We start from the raw sequence: 15,504 nt of genomic DNA, 5'->3' as shown, positions 1-15,504 counted from the left end.
CCGCGCGCACCGGGCGCTGAGCCGGGGTGCGGCCGTGCTACGACCTGCCGCAGCCGCGGGAGCTGGCCGAGGTGGCCGCGCTGCTGCGGCAACAGGCCGGAGTGGACTGGTTGCCTACCTCGGCATGACCGCGTGCCTTCGCGTGCTGGCGAGCCGTCCGTCCACCGGCGGTGCCGGTAGCCCCGCCGGTCGGTCACCGGTCGCGGTGCGGGTGAAAGCGGCTTCGATGACCGTCTCGGCCTCGGCCCGGGCTTGCCAGCCTCGAATCTCGCCGCTCTTGCGCGGCTCCAAGTCCTTGTAGGTGGCGAAGAAGTGGCTGATCTCCTCCAGGTCGTGCTGCGGCACATCCGCGAGGTCGCGGATGTGATCAGTGCGCGGGTCGCCAGCGGGCACGCAAAGGATCTTGGCATCCTGGCCGTGTTCGTCGTGCATCCAGAACACTGCGACCGGGCGGACGCGGATGGTGCAACCGGGGAACGTCGGTTCGTCCAGCGGCACGAGCGCATCGAGCGGATCACCGTCCTCAGCGAGAGTGCCCGGGAAGTACCCGTAGTCAGCGGGATACTGAGTGGCGGTGAACAGAGTGCGATCCAACCGGATCCGCCCGATCCGGTGGTCCATCTCGTACTTGTTCCGGGACCCCTGCGGGATTTCCACGACCATATCCAATTCCACGGTGCACTCCTTTCACCGCGTCGGAACATGAGGTCGGCACAAGAGCCGCGTCGCGACGCAAACACCGCAACCGACTCAGCTGGCGTCATCAAGCACATTCGTCTCGGGCGAATCCCATCGCCACCACTCCAGTGTCGCGCGCAGGCGACTGTCGAGCAGGACCAGCCGCCCTGGCGGCAGAGGTCACCTCGTGGCGAACCGCCGCAGGTCACGACAAGGCGAATGCCGAGGTGGCGAGCCCTGCGGAGGATGCGGCTGGAGATCTCTCCACGCTGCCTCGCCTCGTATCTGGTGGGGAGCGTCGGTCAGGTCGACGTGACCGGTTTGCGCGCCGGTCAGGGCGACTCGGACCGGGTGGACTTCGGCCGGTCGGCCGGTTGGCAGCCAGCCGCGGCCGGGAGCTGCGAGGATGAGTGTGTGGGCTCGCCTTCCGAGAAACGCGAGACCGTCGGGGCTGTGCGGCTCGCCCAGCCAGATCGTGAGTCCTAGTGCGTCGTCGAGGGCTTCTGCGGCTCGGGCCCTGTTGGGCGTGACCAGGCCGATCTCGGAGACACCGATGAGCTCATCGGCGGAGAATGTCTCGCTGGGCGCCGCTGACTCGGCGAGTCCACGGTGTGCGATCAGTTCGACGATGTTGTCCGCCGGGTCGTGGAAGTAGCAGGCATGAGCGTTCAGGGAGGCGAAATCGAACACCGTGTTCTCGGAATCGAGTTGGGGGAGGATTTCGGCCCGGGCCGCCAGCCACGAATACGCGGGCTCGAACCTGTTTCCGGGAACTAGGAAGGCGAAGTGGTAGAACGGATGCCCTTCCCCGGTCGTCTGGCTGAACTGCACGGTGCTGTGGCCAATGTGCAGCTCCAGCTGCGAATCGCCGTGGACGGCGGTGGGAACACCGAGCCGTTGCCCGTAGAAGGCTTCGAGCGCCTCGATCGATCCGCGTGGAGCCGCGATCTCGACCCTTTCGATCTCCACGTCCGTCATCGCTGACCTCCAGACCTTGTTCGTTGCCTCGCGGCAGAAGCTAGAACCTCGACTGCGGTCGAAGTCAACTTCCTTTCCTCGACGACCAAGTGGCCCATCCCGTTCGAGCTGATCCGGCAAAGACCGTGCTGGTGCAAAGGGAAGCCTGATCAGTTGGCCGAGATCTCTGTTGACTGTGGACTTTGTTTGGGCGAGGAGGCTCTCGCGATGTCGCCCTCGACCAGCTGGATTCAGGTTTTCCGCAGGAGCAGGTCGAAGGCTTCGTCGACCGCTCGCTTCAGTTTCCGGGGGTCAGCACCGGCGGTGGCTTTGCCAGCTCGGTAGCAGGCGAGGGCGAGGTGGGCCGCGAGTGCGGCTTCTTCCGGTGCGGTTCCCTGTGCCGCCAGTGCGGTGATCATGGCGTCGGTGAGGTGCAGCAGTTTGCGCTCGCTGCGGTCGTGCAGTTCGGGGTTGTCGGCGATGAGCTGCTCGTGCAGTCGATACCGCTGTTCATCGACCGTGACCGCCGCGCACATCGCGTCCACCGCCGAGCGGGCCTGATCCAGCGCCTCGCCGAACGTCGGCGGCTTCGATGGAGGCTCGCTGCCCCGCTGGAGCAATTGCTCGACGAGCTCGCGTTCGTCGGCGAAGAGGACTTCCTGCTTGTCGCCGAAGTAGCGGAAGAAGGTGGTGCGTCCCACTTCGGCTCGTTCGGCGATCTCGGTCACGGTCGCGTCGGCGAAGCCCCGTTCGGCGAACAGCGCGAACGCCGCGTCGACGATCGCCTCCCGCGCGCGCCGTCTCTTCCGTTCGCGAAGCGGAACCTGCTGGGTCATGTCCCCATCCTAGCGCGCACGAAACCCGATACTTTATGGTATCCAGTACCAAAAGGGTTCGAGTATCGGAGGATGCGGTGAAACCCACGGGAAGCCTGCTGATGACAGGCGCGAGCAGGGGACTCGGGCGGATCGCGGCCGAGAAGATCCTGCGTGACCATCCGGAATTCCATCTGGTGGTGACGGCGCGGGGTTCGGGTCAGCAGCTGGTCGGGGAGCTGGCGAGGGCGACAGGTAACGCGAACGTGTCGGCGGTTTCGTGTGATCTCGCCTCGATGCAGTCGATTCGTTCGGCTGCTGCTGAGCTGGGGGAGAGTCTGCGGTCGGGTGGGTTGCCGCCGCTGCGCGGGTTGGTCGGCAACGCCGGACTGCAGATGACCAGTCGCACCCACCCGAGCGCTGACGGCATCGAGACGACTTTCGCGGTCAACGTGCTGGCCAACTACCTGTTCGTGCGGCTGTTGTGGGAGGAGTTCACCGTCCCGGCGCGGATCGTCATCGTGGGCAGTGACACGCACTTCGGGGATCTCCGCCACAACATGGGCATGGTGCCCGCACCCCGGTGGGAGAGCGTGCCCGCCCTGGCCAGGGCCCGTGACGACGCAGCGGCGCGGACGGCCGCTGAAGGCCGGACCGCGTACTCCACCAGCAAGCTCGCGGTCCTCTACCTGGTGCATGCGCTAGCGCGGCGGCTGCCGCAGGGGGTGGATGTGTACACGTTCAACCCCGGCTACGTCCCCGGTACCGGGCTCGTGCGGGACGCGGGCCCGTTCGTCCGGTTCCTCTCGCGCACCCTGCTGCACGGGTTGACCGCCACCCCGCTGGCTCTCTCGTCCGCGACGGCCGGTGACCTTCTCGCCCGCGCTGCAACCGGCCCTCGCCCGGGGGAAAGCGGCGCCTACATCGACCGGCGCGCCGTCGACGACTCCTCACCGGAGTCCTATCACCGGGACCGCGAGGACGAACTGTGGCACACCGCGGCCGCGCTGTGCGGTCTTCCCGTCGAACTCGGCCACGGCGGCTGACACCAGAAGGCCGAAATGCTCTTTTTCATCGCGGGTGGTGCGGCGCAATTGTCGAACGGGTACCGGGAATCCGATTTAATGTGACAACGGTCACCCGTCGAACGCGCCTCCTCGCATCGCCAGTGATGCGGGGAGGCGCAGAAATGAATCCGATGCGGACCGACTACTCGCGTGGACCGCGTCCCGGGTGGTTGGAGATCTGTTGCTGTTCCAAGTTATCCGTTCACCCGCGCTGTGGCCGCCTTAGCCGCTATCGGTCTTGCCGTTGTGGTTGTGTCCGTGGGAGTGGCTGTGGCCATCGTGGCCGTTACCCGAGTGGCTGGCCAGCACCATCGTTGTTGGTGCTGCCAGCGGGGTCGCCGTAGCGGCCGACGCCACTCCACCGATGCCCACCGCAGCCGACGCGGCTAGCGCCAATGCGACCATTGCTCGCGCGCTTGTACGCATTGCAGTGTTCCCCTGTCCTACAAGTGGAGATGATTGATGATGTGAGCTCCGATCACCACGACCGCGGCGAAATGGAAGCTCATACTTGTACCCAACACACTTGGACGAGCAAAATATTCCCATTCCTGCCAGTTGGCATTCGAAGATCTTGGGTCGAGCAACTGATTTTTTCGGTTGGTCGTCGCCGTAGGGGACAAGGTCCCGAGATTCTGAGGACTAATTACCTGGAAATGGATCAAAACGCTGACAAAATCGGTAAGACCGCCTTTTTCGAGTGGTAGTCGTCACAGTCTGCGCAGTGCTTCGTGGCCCGGGGGCGACGGCAGCACCTCAGGCGTGAACCGGACTCGGCGTGGTTGTCGGACCATCCGCGTCAAGGCTGTCCCCAACGACTGCCGTTGTCGGTTTCGCGGTGGGCTACGTGGTCGGCGGAACTGCTGGTCGCAGCCTGGATGGTGAGCGACTGGACGAGCGGATCGTGGCGGAGGGCGTCCGCGGTGCTCCGGGGGTCCAGGACCTCGTCCGCGAAATGCACCCCTGGGCGGACCTTTTCTCGGAGAACGGCCACCGCGGCCAGCGCCGCCACCGCTCCGCTGAGCTGGTACGGATCCGCCGCGTGCAGGGCCACTGACGATGACTTTCCGGAGTCGGCGAGAACACGTGCGGACAGCACGTAGTACGGGTCGCGGCCGCGCAGGTCGGACATGGCCGCTCGGGTCAGCGTTTCGATGTAGCCGCCCCGGAACTCGGGGTCGTCCGCCCATGCCATCACCAGGGCGCTCGGGATGGCCTCGGAGACGTAGGCGGTGTAGAACCGCAGCTCGGCCAGGCCGAGATCGGCCGCCATCCGGGTGCTTTCGGTCGGCAGGAAGGGCATCGCGTCGACGGGTTCGGGAAACTCGGGCAGTTCGACGCGGCGCAGCGGCGTCAGGGCGCGCGAAGTCACGGTGCCGCTGCGCCACGCGGCCAGCGACTCCCCGAAATCCGGGCCGTTGGCGAGGAGGATGTCCGCTGCCGAGGCCGGTGTCATGCGCACCGCGCCGCCGACGTGGATCTCCACCCGGTCCCCGGCCGTGGCGACGAGGCGGGGAAGTAGCCCGGTCAGACCTGGCATGAGGCCCGCGGAGAAGACCGCCGCTCGATCCGTGAACGTCGTCGTGCCGAGTGCGCGGCGTGCGGGCACATCTCCGGCCACGTCGACGTAGTGCGCGCCCGCCGCGGCGGCCGCTCGGGCGACCGTGTCGAGGATCCGGTAGGAGGGTCCGGCGCAGTTGAGCACGAGTTCCGCGTCGGAGCAGAACTCGGCGAGGCTTCCCGGGTCGTCGATGTCTACATAGGACACCTCAAGGTTCGGAATCTCGCCGAACAGGGTGCGGCCCCGGATCGGGTTGCGTCCGCCCGCGCGGATGCGGGTGTAGCCGTGCTCGGCGAGTCGGCGGACGGCCGTGGCGCCGACCTCGCCGTAGCCGCCGAGTGCGGCGATGAGCCGATCCGCCATCGGGCCCCTTTCGGAGAACGTTCATCACAACGATAATCGTTTCCATTAGTTCCGACTAGAGGGAGTCAGCGTGTTCGACGTGATCGTGATCGGCGGTGGGCCCGCTGGGCTCAGCGCCGCTCTGGTGCTCGGGCGTCAGCGCCGCCGTGCGTTGGTGGCCGACGGTGGTCAGGTCCGCAACGCACCGGCGGACGAGATGCACATGTACCTCAGCCGGGACGGTTTCTCGCCGCACGAGCTGCTGTCGCTGGGACGTGCCGAGCTGACCGCCTACCCCGGCGTCGAACTGCGGCCCGGCCAGGTCACCGCGGTCTCCGGCGGCATCGACGACTTCACCGCGGAATTCGCCGACGGCAGCCGCGCACGGGCGCGGCGACTGATCCTGGCCACCGGGCAGGTCGACGAGCCGTACGACATCCCGGGAGTGCCGGAGCGCTTCGGCCGCAGCATCTTCCACTGCCCCTTCTGCCACGGCTGGGAAGCCACCGGCAAAACGTTGGCCGTCCTCGGCCGCGACGTGCCGCAGGTGATGCTCGGCCTGTACCTGGCCGATCGCTACAGCGACGACGTCGTCGTGGTGACCCACGGACCGCACGAGTTGCCCGACGAGGTGACCGCCAAGCTGGCCGCGCACGCGGTGGAGGTGCGCACCGAGCCGCTGGCCAAGGTGACCGGCGAACTGGACGCGCTGCAACTGCACTTCGCCGACGGTTCGACGCTGCAGCGGCAGGCGATGTTCCACCGCGCCCCGACCCGGCAGCGCTCCCCGTTCGCCGCCGATCTCGGCTGCGCGATCCTGGAGGACGGCTGCGTGCAGGTCGACGAGTTGCAGGCCACCACGGTCCCCGGTGTTTCGGCGGCTGGGGACATGGCCCGAGTGCCAGCTGTGCCGGACGCCCTGACCCTGGTCAGCCAAGCGGCCGCCGACGGGGTCCGCGCCGCGGTCTGGCTGGAACAAGGCCTCTTCCGCGCGTCCCTGACCTGACCTCGTGAGTGCGCAAGCGGGTTGGAGCCCGCTTGCGCACTCACGACCCGAATGTGGTGGATCAGCGTGCGGGTTGGGCCAGCGCGGCCAGACCGGCGATGGTCGGGGTTTCGAGGAAGTCGCGAATCGCCACGGTGATCCCGTTCTCCCGGGCGAGTTTGCCGAGGATTCGGACCGCGAGGAGGGAATCGCCGCCCAGGGCGAAGAATTCGGCCGCGCGGTCGACGTCGCTGATCCCGAGCATCTCCTCCCACACTTCGGCGATCGCGCGTTCCAGGTCGGTTCGGGGAGCACCGGCCTGGCCGCTGCGGTCTTGGCGTTCGTACCGGCCGATGCGCAGGTCCGTCGGTTCGGGTGCGTCCGCTGCGTGGGGGAGCGCCACCGGAGCGTCCCAACTTCCCGGCGCTGCGAGCGTGCGGGCGATGCCGGTCAGCTCGCGGAACATCGCGTCCACCGCTTCCGCGTCGAAGAGCTCGTCCACCAGCGAGAACACCAAGAACATCTCGTCGCGCAGCTCGAACATCCGCACCTCCAGCGCGACCTGCGGGGTGCGCAGCTGCTGGTGGTGGTCGGCCATGTCGATGCGCCCCAGCGGACCGGCGGTGTCCGGCACGCGCTCACCCATGGCCGCGTCCATCCCCAGGGTGCTTTGGAAGACGATCGGCGCGACGGGCCGGTGCGTGCCGCGGCGGCGACCCAGCTCCCGGGACACCTCCACGCCGCTGATCAGGTTGTGCGCCGCTGACTCGCTGAACCGGCGCTGGCTGTCGGCGGCCAGGTCGGCGAACGAGGCCCCTTCGGTCAGCTCCACCGGGATCAGCATCGTCGAGGCGAACGCGCCGACGATCCGGTGCACGTCGGGGTGCAGCGGCAAGCGGTTGAGCTGCAAGGAGTTCAGCAGCATGCGGCGGTGGCCGGCCCGGCGGGCCAGCACGATCGCGTAGGCGGTGAACATCGCTGCCGACGGCGTCACCCCGTGCTGGGTGCACTGCCGACGGAACGCCGTCCAGGTTTCGGCGTCCACAGTGGTCTGCCGGGTACCCATCAGCTCCGGCCGAACCTCGCGTGGGTCGGCGACCAGCGGCAGGGCTGGCGGCAACGGAAATTCGTCGAGACGGTCCCACCACCAGTCGCGGTCGGCTTCCCACGCGTCGGTGTCCGGCAGCGTGGACACCGAGGTGACGTAGTCGCCGTAGTCGACCTCCAGCGGGGGCAGCATCGCGTTCCAGTCGGCCACCAGGGCGAACAGGTCCCGGTAGAAGACGTTGGACGACCAGCCGTCGATGATCAGCAGGCTGACCGCGTTGTGCAGCCGGGCGCGGTCGCCAGGCAACAGGGTCAAGCGCATGGCCACGCCGGGGCCGTGCGCGGGGTCGGGGCCGCCGGTGCTCAGCTGCGATCGGATGGCGGCCACCGTGGCGTTGGCCTCCTCGTCGGATGCCGCACGCAGGTCGATCACTTCGACGGTGGGCACCGCTTCGGGGTCGTCGGCGGCCAGGATGCGCTGCTGGCCGTCGGGCAGCACGCGGGCTCGCAGCGTGGGTTGGTGCTGCACGAGTCGGCGCAGCGCGTCTTGGAGCGCTTCGGGCGCTTCATCCGGGTCGACGTCGGTGAGCCCGATGTCGACGTAGTGGTGCGCCGATTCGTAGGACAGTTCCCAGCCGTCCTGCTGTCCGACGAAGTAGCCCTGCTGCAACGGCAGCAGCGGGAACGGCGCACCCGGATCGGGTCGCCGGGACACTTCGACCGGCAGCACCCGACCGCTGGATGCTCCGGCGCCGCGCCGGGCCACGAGGTCGCCCAGTTCGGCGAGGGTGATCTCCACCCGGACGTCGGACAGGGCGAGTGCCACGCCGAGCTTCCGGCGGACCAGCGCGGACATCCGCACGGCGAGCACCGAGTCCCCGCCGAGGTTGAGGAAGCTCGCGTCCGGCGGAACATCGTCCAGGCCGAGCAGTTCTGACCAGATCTCGGCGAGCACGGTGCTGATGTCGGGTTCGGCGGTCATGGTCGCTCCAGTTCGTCGGTTCGGGCGGCGAAGATGTGCTGGCCGAGGGCAGCGAGCGGATGGCCTGGTTCGGGCAGGTCGAGCAGTGAGGTGAAACCGGCCGCGGCCAGCTCGCCCAGCCACTCGTCGCGCGTCAGGAAGATGCGGTCGGTACCGGCGCGCACGTCGGTGGCACCGGGTTGCGGTTCGCCGTCGCGCGGGGACATCAGGAACTGCATCGAAGTCATGGCCTGGTAGTGCTCCCGGCACGAGTCGATGACCACGAGCAGCCCGCCGGGCACGAGCAGTCGCCGCAACCGCGCGAGCACTCCTCCGATGTGCACGGAGTTGTGCAGCACGTTCGCGGCCAGCACGGCATCGGCCGAGTGGGGCCGCACGGGGGCGTCGGCGTTGATGTCGAAGATGTCGTAGCGGAGGCGGTCGCCGAACCGCTGCCGCCCGGCGTCCAGGAAGAACTGGGAGACGTCGGTGAACAGGTAGTCCACGGGCTCGTCACCGAGCGCGGGCACGACGACGGCGGCAGTTCCGCCGATACCGGCTCCGAGTTCCAGCACGCGGAGCGTTTCGGAAGCGCGTCGGCGTTGCCCGCGCAGCAGTTCAACCGCTGCCGCGTTGAGGTAGCGGTTGATGACGTTGTCCTTGTAGGCGCCTTCAGCGGTCGAGAGATCTCCGTCGGGGAACAGCAGCGCCTGCACGGCCACCTCGTCCCGGAGCAGGCGGGGAAGCTGTGCCATCGCAGTGCGGAAGAACCGGGCCATTTCCGCGGGATACCCCAGGCCGTGCGCGGCTTCGGCGACGAGCGCGGCGGTGTCGTCCGCCTCGGATCGGCGCACGGCGCGCAGGTCGTGCACGAACCCCGTGGTCTCGTCCTGGTGCAGCAGGCCCTCGTCGCGCAGGACGGTGAGCCAGCGGCGGAGGATCCAGTGGTGCCGGGGTGCGACGCGCAGCCGATCGGCGATCTGGTCCCAGCGGTGGCGGACGCCCGGTCGGAACAGACCGTTGCGGCCGAGCGTGCGAGCCATCGCCAGCAGGGCGGCGTGGTCGAGCTGCCGCATGAAGCCGGGCAGTGCGGCGGTGTCGACCTCGTGGATCGCGGTCGCGGCGGATCGGGCGACCCGGTCCAGGACGTCAGCGCGCATGTTGGCCTCCGGACGCGACTGTGATCGGCACCGCGCCGTGGCCTGCGCGCCGCAGTTCCCGCCGGGCGACCTCGGCCAGCCTGCGGCGCACGAATCCGTGCAGCGGCTCGTGCGCCGTTGCCGGACCTGGGATCTCCGGCACCGGCCGGGCGGCTGACGCGGCGGGGGCGATGACTTCGAGCAGCCGCGGATCGGTCGGGTCCAGGCCGACCACGGCGTCCAGGTCGCCGATGGCGTGGTGCAGTTCGGCGGCGGTCGTACCGGCGTCGGGGGTGAGCAGCCGGTTGGGGATCTGCTCGATCCGCACCGGCGAACCGTCGAGGCGGGCGCGCAGGGCCGCGATCCGGTTGTCGGCGGGGAGATCCAGCCAGCGGGTCACGGTCGGTGCCATGGCGAAGGCGCCGGGATCGACGTGGAGCACTGCGTCGAAGCGGTAGCGGGTCAGTTCGGTGTCGGCACGCATGGTCTTCGCGAAGGTGGCCATCCGCACCTCGCGGTCCGCCGCCGCGGCCAGCGAGGCCAGCAACGGCGGGTCGAAGAGCAGTTCCTCGTCGTGGTCGGCCCGTTCTTCCGGGGCCTCGTGGTCGAGCCAGCGGTGGTGATCGAGAAGCAGACCGGCGTGGCGAACGTCGCCGATGATCACGGTGCCACCCGGCGCGACCATGCCGATCGCGTCCTGCACCACCGCGCGCAGGTACTCCACGTTGGGGAAGCACTGCGTGACGGAGTTCAGCAACACGCAGTCCGGCCGAGCCCCGGGAAACGAGGTGGCGATGGCGGCCTGCACGGAAGTGCTCCCCGCCTCGTGCGCGGCGGCCCGCACGACCACGGCACCGTCCGGAGCTGAGGCTGACAGCGTCCGAACGGCATCAGCGGCGACGTCGGTGCCGACGTAGGCGTCGACGTGCGGATGCAAGCGGTGCATGAGCATGCCCGTGCCGCAACCGAGTTCGAGCACCCATCGGGGTTTGCCGCGCAGCACGAGTTCGACAGTGTGGCGCAACCAGTCGGTCATGTGCTCCACCGGGAACGGCTCGCCGGTGTCCGATGCTCGCCAGCCCGACAGGTCCAGGTCGTCGGCATGCCGCCCCGAGGCTTGGGAGTAGGTCCAGTCGTAGACCTCGCTCCACTGGTCGAGGTGTTCGGTGAGCAGCCCGCCCGGTGTCGGCCGCACGGCGAGCGCATCGCGGGCGGGGACGAGCCGAACCGCCCCGCCATCCACTTCGGTCGCGGCGATCCAGGGGTGAGCGCTGAGGTGCTCGGCCGCTCGCCGCAGCGCGGCTGTGTTGTCTGCGGGCACGGGGTCGTCACTGGGCACGGGGTCGTCACCGGGCAAGGGGTCGTCACCGGGCACGGGATTCCTCCGATCTGTCGGAACTGGTGGCGATCAGGCCGCGCTCGTGGAGCCGGACGATGCGGTCGGCTCGGTCGGCGAGGGTCCGGTCGTGGGTGACCAGCAGGACGGCGAGGCCGTCGGTGCGCAGCCGGTCGAGGAGATCGAGCACGTCCTGCGCCGTGGCGTCGTCGAGAGCGGAGGTGATCTCGTCCGCCAGGAGCACATCGGGTTCCGCGGCGAGCGCTCGTGCGATGCAGACGCGTTGGCGTTGTCCTCCGGAGAGTTCGCGCGGAAATCGTTTCGCGGCACCTGCAAGCCCCACCACGCGCAACAGTTCGTCGGCTCGTTTCCGCGCGTCGGCGGGAGAATCGCCGTGCAGCACCTGTGCGGCGCGGGCGATCGCGGTGCCGACGCGGTGCGCGGGGTTGAGAGCGCTGGCGGGATCTTGGGCGATGAACTGCACTGCCCGCAGTTGGGAGTGGGTTCGATGCTCGACCTGACCGGGGAGGAGATCACCCTGCCACCGCATTTCGCCCGCATCGGCCGCGTGCAATCCGGCCAGCGTCCGCAGCAGCGTGCTCTTGCCGGAACCGGACGGCCCCAGCACGACGACGAGTTCGTGCTGGCGGAGTTCGAAGGAACCGTCCCGGAGCAGCGGCGTGCCGCCCCGCGAGATCGCCAGGTGGGATGCCGAGAGCACGGGGGCAGCAGAAATCCCCAGGCTCGTTCGCTGCTGGACGGACGTTCTCGCTTGCCCGAACGAGACGACTCGATCGCTCACCCTCGTCACGAAGTCCCGGTCGTGCGAGACCAGCAGCGTCACCGAACGCCCATCCCCGCGCCGGTTCGTGATCGCCCGCTCGACGAGTTCGAGGACGTCCGGATCCAGACCGGTCGTCGGCTCGTCGAGCACCAGCAACGCGGGATCACCCACCAGTGCGCGGGCGAGGGCAACGCGTTGCGCCTGCCCACCGGAGAGCTGGTGTGGGCGCCGCCGCCACAGCTGGGTGCTGTCGAGTCCGAGGTCGTCGAGGGCCCGCCGGGCCAGTTGCGCGTCCGGCGCACCGTCGGCGACCAGCGAATGCACGCGCTGCAAGGGGTTCAGCGCCGCAGCGGGGTCTTGGCCGACTACGCCCGCCGTTCGATGCCGCCAACGTCGGGCGGCGCGTCCTGGTAGGACCATCCTTCCGGCCCAGCGCACCGTGCCGCTGGCTCGGCGCAGTCCGGTCGGCAGGGCGTCCAGCAATGCGCGCAGCAGGGTGGATTTCCCGCTGCCGGACGGGCCGACCACCGCGACGACCTCACCAGCGGCGGCGTGCAGCGAGACGTTCGAGAGCACGGCGCGTCCCCGTCGGTCGAGCACGGTCATGCCGTCGACTTCCAAGCGGTTCACGCCGACCTCCGGTCGAGCAGCGACGCCGCACCCGCGACACCGGCTGTGAGCACGGCCAGGGCGACCGCCGGGGCGATCACGCCTGCGGGGTTGAGGGCGGATCCGGGCAGGTTCTCGCGAATCATCAACGCCCAGTCGGCCGCTGGCGGTTGGGCGCCGAAGCCGAGCAGGCTCAACGCGGCCGCGATCTGGACGCCCACCACGAACCGCATCCCCACGTCGGCCGAGATCAGACCGGCCATCGAGGGCAGGACTTCCCGGACCAGGAGCACCGCATCGCGTTCGCCCCGGCAGCGCGCCGCCTCGACGTAACCGGAGCCGCGGGCCAGCCGGGTGGCGTCCCGGACCACCCGCAGGGTCAGCGGACTGCCGCCGCAGACGGTCGCGGCCACGACAGCGGCGTCGGCGGGCAGCGAAACCGCCAGCACCAGTGCGACGAGCAGCAGCGGTATGGCGAGCAGCACGTCGGCGAGTGCGGTCAGCAGCCGGGAAACCCAGCCATCGGACCAGCCGGAGAGCAGGCCTCCGGCAACGCCGAGCGAGGTGGCCAGCAGCGCAGCGAGCATCGAGATCAGGACGAGGTCACGGCCCCCGGCCAGCACCCGGGACAACACGTCCCGGCCGAGCCCGTCGGTGCCCAGCAGGGCGGTTCCGTCCGGGAATGCGTGCGGCGAGCCGATGATCTCGGTTGGGAGGTAGGGCGCGAGCAATCCGCCCAGAACGGCCGTGCCCACCGTGGCGATCGCAAGGCTGCAGACGATGGTCGTGCGCTTCATGAGGTGCCGCCTCGAACCACGTCGGCCAGCCACAACCCGGCGAGCACGACTCCCGCGCCGAGCAACGCCGTGGCCTGCACCGTCGGCACGTCACGGCTGGCGACGGAGCTGACGAGCAGCTCTCCGAGGCCGTTGTAGCCGAACACGGTCTCCACCACCGTGGTGGCGGCGAGCAAACCGCCGCAGATGACCGCGAGCACGCGGAGCAGCGGTGCGAACAAGTGCGGCAGGACGTGCCGGGCTGCGACGCGCCAGCGCGGTACTCCGCGCAGGACGGCGTCCTCGACGTGCGGGAGCCGCCGCACGTCCGATATCGCTCCGGCGAGCAGGCCCGCGCCGAAGGCCGCTGCCGGGAGGGCCAGCGACAGCGTTGGCAGCACGAGCAGTTCGGGTTGCTGCCACGGCGATTGTCCAATGGGGAGCAGCGAAACTCGCGGCAGCCAGTGCAGGAGGCCGGAGAACAGCGCGACCAGTGCCCCGGCGACCACGACCTGCGGGACTGCGGCGGCAGCGGCGATCGCGCCGCTGGCTGCGGACCGCAGGCGTGGCGAGCTTCCGGCCCAAGCCGCCAGCAGCATCAGCGGTACTGCGACGAGCAGCGCACCGGCGGTCAGCGCCAAGGTGGCGGGCAGCCGTTCCGCGATCAGGACCGATACTCGTCTATCGCTGATCAGCGACCGACCAGCGTCACCCTGCAACAGACCCGTCAACCAGCGGCCGAAGCGCTGCCAGCCCGGATCGTCCAGTCCGGTCCGCGCGCGCAGCCGGGCCAGCTCCACGTCGCTGGCCCGACCGCGGGTCCTGGCCTGCGCCGCGTCGCCGGGCAGCAGCTCGGTCGCGGCGAAGACCAGGACGGCGACCGCGAGCAGCAGCAGGGCGCTGCGCGCGGTCGAGCGGATCAGCTTCGGGATCACGCGGCGTTGATCCGGACCTGGTCGATGAACAACCGCTGGAACCCCGCTCCGGTGGGCAGTCCTGCCACCTGCGGGCGAGCCAGGTCGAGCCCGTCGCCGACACCCCACACCAGGTAGCCGCCCTCGTCGCGCACCTGCTGCTGCAACCGGCCGAGCTGGGCGCTGCGCCCGGCCTCGTCGGGGGTGGCAAGAGCCGCGTCGAATCCGAGGTCCCAGTCCGGCCGGTGCCACGCGGTCTCGTTCGTCGGCGACGTCGACAGCAGTGCCACCCGCGCGACGTCGAGGAACGGGATCCCACCGAGGTAGCTGACGTAGAAGTCGGCCTGCGAGTAGACCTGGGTCCAGTAGGTGTCCTGCGGTTCCACCTGCACGCGGATCCGGATGCCGACGGCGTTGAGCTGGTCGGCGAGCAGCGTCGCGGTTGTGTCCATGCCCGGGTAGGCCGTGGTGGTCCGCAGCGTGAGGTCCAAGCCGTCCGCGTGCCCGGCCTCGGCGAGCAGCTGGCGCGCCCGGTCGAGGTTGCGCTGCCGCTGCGGGAGTTCTGGTGCGGTCGGGTCGGCTGGGGTGAGCAGGTCGTCGCCCACCACGCCTTGGCCGAGGAAGACGGTGTCCACCAGCTGCTTCCGGTCCACCGCGAGCTTGATCGCCTCGCGAACGCGTGGGTCGTCGAACGGCGCCCGATCCAGTCGCATGACCACCGGGTACACCGTCACGGCTGGCCGGTGCACGACCCGCAGACCGTCCTGTTCGGACACTCGGGCGGTCGCCGGGTTCACACTCCCAGCTACATCGGCTTGTCCGGCGGCGACCGCGTCGGCTCGGGCCTGTGGGTCGGCGATGGCGCGGATCTCGATGCGCCGCAGTGGCGGTCGCGGTCCCCACCAGCGGTCGTTGCGCTCCAACACGGCGCCCGCGGCGTCGCCGCCGACCATCCGGAACGGTCCGGACCCGGTGACCGGGTTGCTGAAGTCGGTGCTGCCCTCGGGGACCACGAAGGTCGCCGACTCCAGCGCTCTGCCGACCTCGGCGAACGGCTTGTGCGTGACCAGACCCAGCGTGCGGTCATCGACCACAGTGGACGCGGTGAGGTCGAACATGGCCATCCGGCCGTAGTTCTCGGCGGCCTTGTCCTGCATCCGGCGCAGCGAGAACAGCACGTCCGCGGCGCGCACCGGTCGGCCGTCGGTGAAGGTCGCGTCCGGGCGCAGTGCGAGTTTCCAGCGGGTCAGGGTCGTGTCCGGCGTCCAGGACGTCGCCAGCCGCGGCTGGGTGCTGCCGTCCACACCGGGCACGGTGAGCACGTCGTAGAGCAGCGCGAAGCGCATGGCGTCGGACTCGTTGCCGAGCCCGCCGTGCGGGTCGTTGCTGGCGGCCGCGGGAGCGCCGACAGCCGCGTAGCGCAGCGTGTCGGGGCTGGTGTCGGCCGTGCTGTTGGCGGCGCACCCGGTGGCCACCAGTGCGGTGGCCACGGCAGCGCCGAGGACGAACTGTCGTCGTCGCATCGATGTCCTT

General features: G+C 69.5%; 13 protein-coding genes. 2 read left to right on the top strand and 11 right to left on the bottom strand.

Annotated elements, in window-relative coordinates; translation table 11 throughout:
* Positions 1 to 114 precede the first annotated feature (114 nt).
* From ACTWQN_RS18175 to ACTWQN_RS18165, 3 genes are all read right to left on the bottom strand, one after another.
* Entirely contained in the window at positions 115 to 675 is a 561-nt protein-coding gene (locus ACTWQN_RS18175) for an inorganic diphosphatase (RefSeq protein ID WP_443204678.1), read from the bottom strand.
* Positions 676 to 858: 183 nt separating this feature from the next.
* Complete coding sequence (locus ACTWQN_RS18170; protein WP_443204677.1) at positions 859 to 1,776, bottom strand: hypothetical protein; 918 nt, start codon at positions 1,774 to 1,776, stop codon at positions 859 to 861.
* Positions 1,777 to 1,886: 110 nt separating this feature from the next.
* On the bottom strand, positions 1,887 to 2,471 hold the full coding sequence (locus ACTWQN_RS18165; RefSeq protein WP_443204676.1) for a TetR/AcrR family transcriptional regulator: 585 nt from the start codon (positions 2,469 to 2,471) through the stop codon (positions 1,887 to 1,889).
* 77 nt (positions 2,472 to 2,548) lie between these two features.
* On the opposite strand from ACTWQN_RS18165, the gene ACTWQN_RS18160 reads away from it, so the two are divergent.
* Entirely contained in the window at positions 2,549 to 3,496 is a 948-nt protein-coding gene (locus ACTWQN_RS18160) for an SDR family NAD(P)-dependent oxidoreductase (protein ID WP_443204675.1), read from the top strand.
* 820 nt (positions 3,497 to 4,316) lie between these two features.
* Here ACTWQN_RS18160 and ACTWQN_RS18155 read toward each other — a convergent pair.
* A complete protein-coding gene (locus tag ACTWQN_RS18155) occupies positions 4,317 to 5,441 on the bottom strand; it encodes a saccharopine dehydrogenase NADP-binding domain-containing protein (protein ID WP_443204674.1) in 1,125 nt (374 codons plus the stop codon).
* A gap of 70 nt (positions 5,442 to 5,511) precedes the next feature.
* Between ACTWQN_RS18155 and ACTWQN_RS18150 the strand changes: the two genes are divergently transcribed.
* Positions 5,512 to 6,426, top strand: coding sequence for an NAD(P)/FAD-dependent oxidoreductase (locus ACTWQN_RS18150; RefSeq protein WP_443204673.1), 915 nt, complete (start codon positions 5,512 to 5,514; stop codon positions 6,424 to 6,426).
* 61 nt (positions 6,427 to 6,487) lie between these two features.
* On the opposite strand, the gene ACTWQN_RS18145 is transcribed toward ACTWQN_RS18150, so the two are convergent.
* Genes ACTWQN_RS18145 through ACTWQN_RS18115 form a run of 7 tightly spaced genes read right to left on the bottom strand, consistent with a single transcriptional unit; the run spans position 6,488 to position 15,494 of the window.
* A complete protein-coding gene (locus tag ACTWQN_RS18145; RefSeq protein WP_443204672.1) occupies positions 6,488 to 8,434 on the bottom strand; it encodes a condensation domain-containing protein in 1,947 nt (648 codons plus the stop codon).
* Positions 8,431 to 9,573 (bottom strand): class I SAM-dependent methyltransferase, encoded by a 1,143-nt coding sequence (locus ACTWQN_RS18140; RefSeq protein WP_443204671.1) that lies wholly within the window; start codon positions 9,571 to 9,573, stop codon positions 8,431 to 8,433. Before ACTWQN_RS18140 ends, ACTWQN_RS18145 begins: the two co-directional genes overlap by 4 nt.
* The gene (locus tag ACTWQN_RS18135) at positions 9,563 to 10,927 is read right to left on the bottom strand and encodes a class I SAM-dependent methyltransferase (RefSeq protein WP_443204670.1); all 1,365 of its coding nucleotides are present in this window, start codon (positions 10,925 to 10,927) and stop codon (positions 9,563 to 9,565) included. Before ACTWQN_RS18135 ends, ACTWQN_RS18140 begins: the two co-directional genes overlap by 11 nt.
* Positions 10,917 to 12,302, bottom strand: a complete 1,386-nt coding sequence (locus ACTWQN_RS18130; RefSeq protein WP_443204669.1) for an ABC transporter ATP-binding protein — start codon at positions 12,300 to 12,302, stop codon at positions 10,917 to 10,919. The genes ACTWQN_RS18135 and ACTWQN_RS18130 overlap by 11 nt, the downstream gene beginning before the upstream one ends.
* Positions 12,299 to 13,078: an ABC transporter permease gene (locus tag ACTWQN_RS18125; RefSeq protein WP_443204668.1), complete on the bottom strand. Its 780-nt coding sequence runs from the start codon at positions 13,076 to 13,078 to the stop codon at positions 12,299 to 12,301. Before ACTWQN_RS18125 ends, ACTWQN_RS18130 begins: the two co-directional genes overlap by 4 nt.
* Positions 13,075 to 13,992 carry an ABC transporter permease gene (locus ACTWQN_RS18120; protein WP_443204667.1) on the bottom strand — a complete coding sequence of 306 codons (918 nt, stop codon included), beginning with the start codon at positions 13,990 to 13,992 and terminating at the stop codon, positions 13,075 to 13,077. Before ACTWQN_RS18120 ends, ACTWQN_RS18125 begins: the two co-directional genes overlap by 4 nt.
* Positions 13,989 to 15,494 (bottom strand): ABC transporter substrate-binding protein, encoded by a 1,506-nt coding sequence (locus ACTWQN_RS18115; RefSeq protein ID WP_443204666.1) that lies wholly within the window; start codon positions 15,492 to 15,494, stop codon positions 13,989 to 13,991. Before ACTWQN_RS18115 ends, ACTWQN_RS18120 begins: the two co-directional genes overlap by 4 nt.
* Positions 15,495 to 15,504 lie beyond the last annotated feature (10 nt).

The organism is Saccharopolyspora antiqui, assembly GCF_052246905.1.
In the GTDB taxonomy this organism is placed as follows: domain Bacteria; phylum Actinomycetota; class Actinomycetes; order Mycobacteriales; family Pseudonocardiaceae; genus Saccharopolyspora.
The sequence above is the reverse complement of the archived record's forward strand: the minus strand, read 5'-3'. Positions and strand labels throughout refer to the sequence as shown.

Bases quoted from the DNA above. Each gene is read 5' to 3' on its own strand.
- ACTWQN_RS18165 (WP_443204676.1), bottom strand. From the start codon at position 2,471: ATGACCCAGCAGGTTCCGCTTCGCGAACGGAAGAGACGGCGCGCGCGG.
- ACTWQN_RS18155 (WP_443204674.1), bottom strand. From the start codon at position 5,441: ATGGCGGATCGGCTCATCGCCGCACTCGGCGGCTACGGCGAGGTCGGC.
- ACTWQN_RS18145 (WP_443204672.1), bottom strand. From the start codon at position 8,434: ATGACCGCCGAACCCGACATCAGCACCGTGCTCGCCGAGATCTGGTCA.
- ACTWQN_RS18140 (WP_443204671.1), bottom strand. From the start codon at position 9,573: ATGCGCGCTGACGTCCTGGACCGGGTCGCCCGATCCGCCGCGACCGCG.
- ACTWQN_RS18125 (WP_443204668.1), bottom strand. From the start codon at position 13,078: ATGAAGCGCACGACCATCGTCTGCAGCCTTGCGATCGCCACGGTGGGC.
- ACTWQN_RS18115 (WP_443204666.1), bottom strand. From the start codon at position 15,494: ATGCGACGACGACAGTTCGTCCTCGGCGCTGCCGTGGCCACCGCACTG.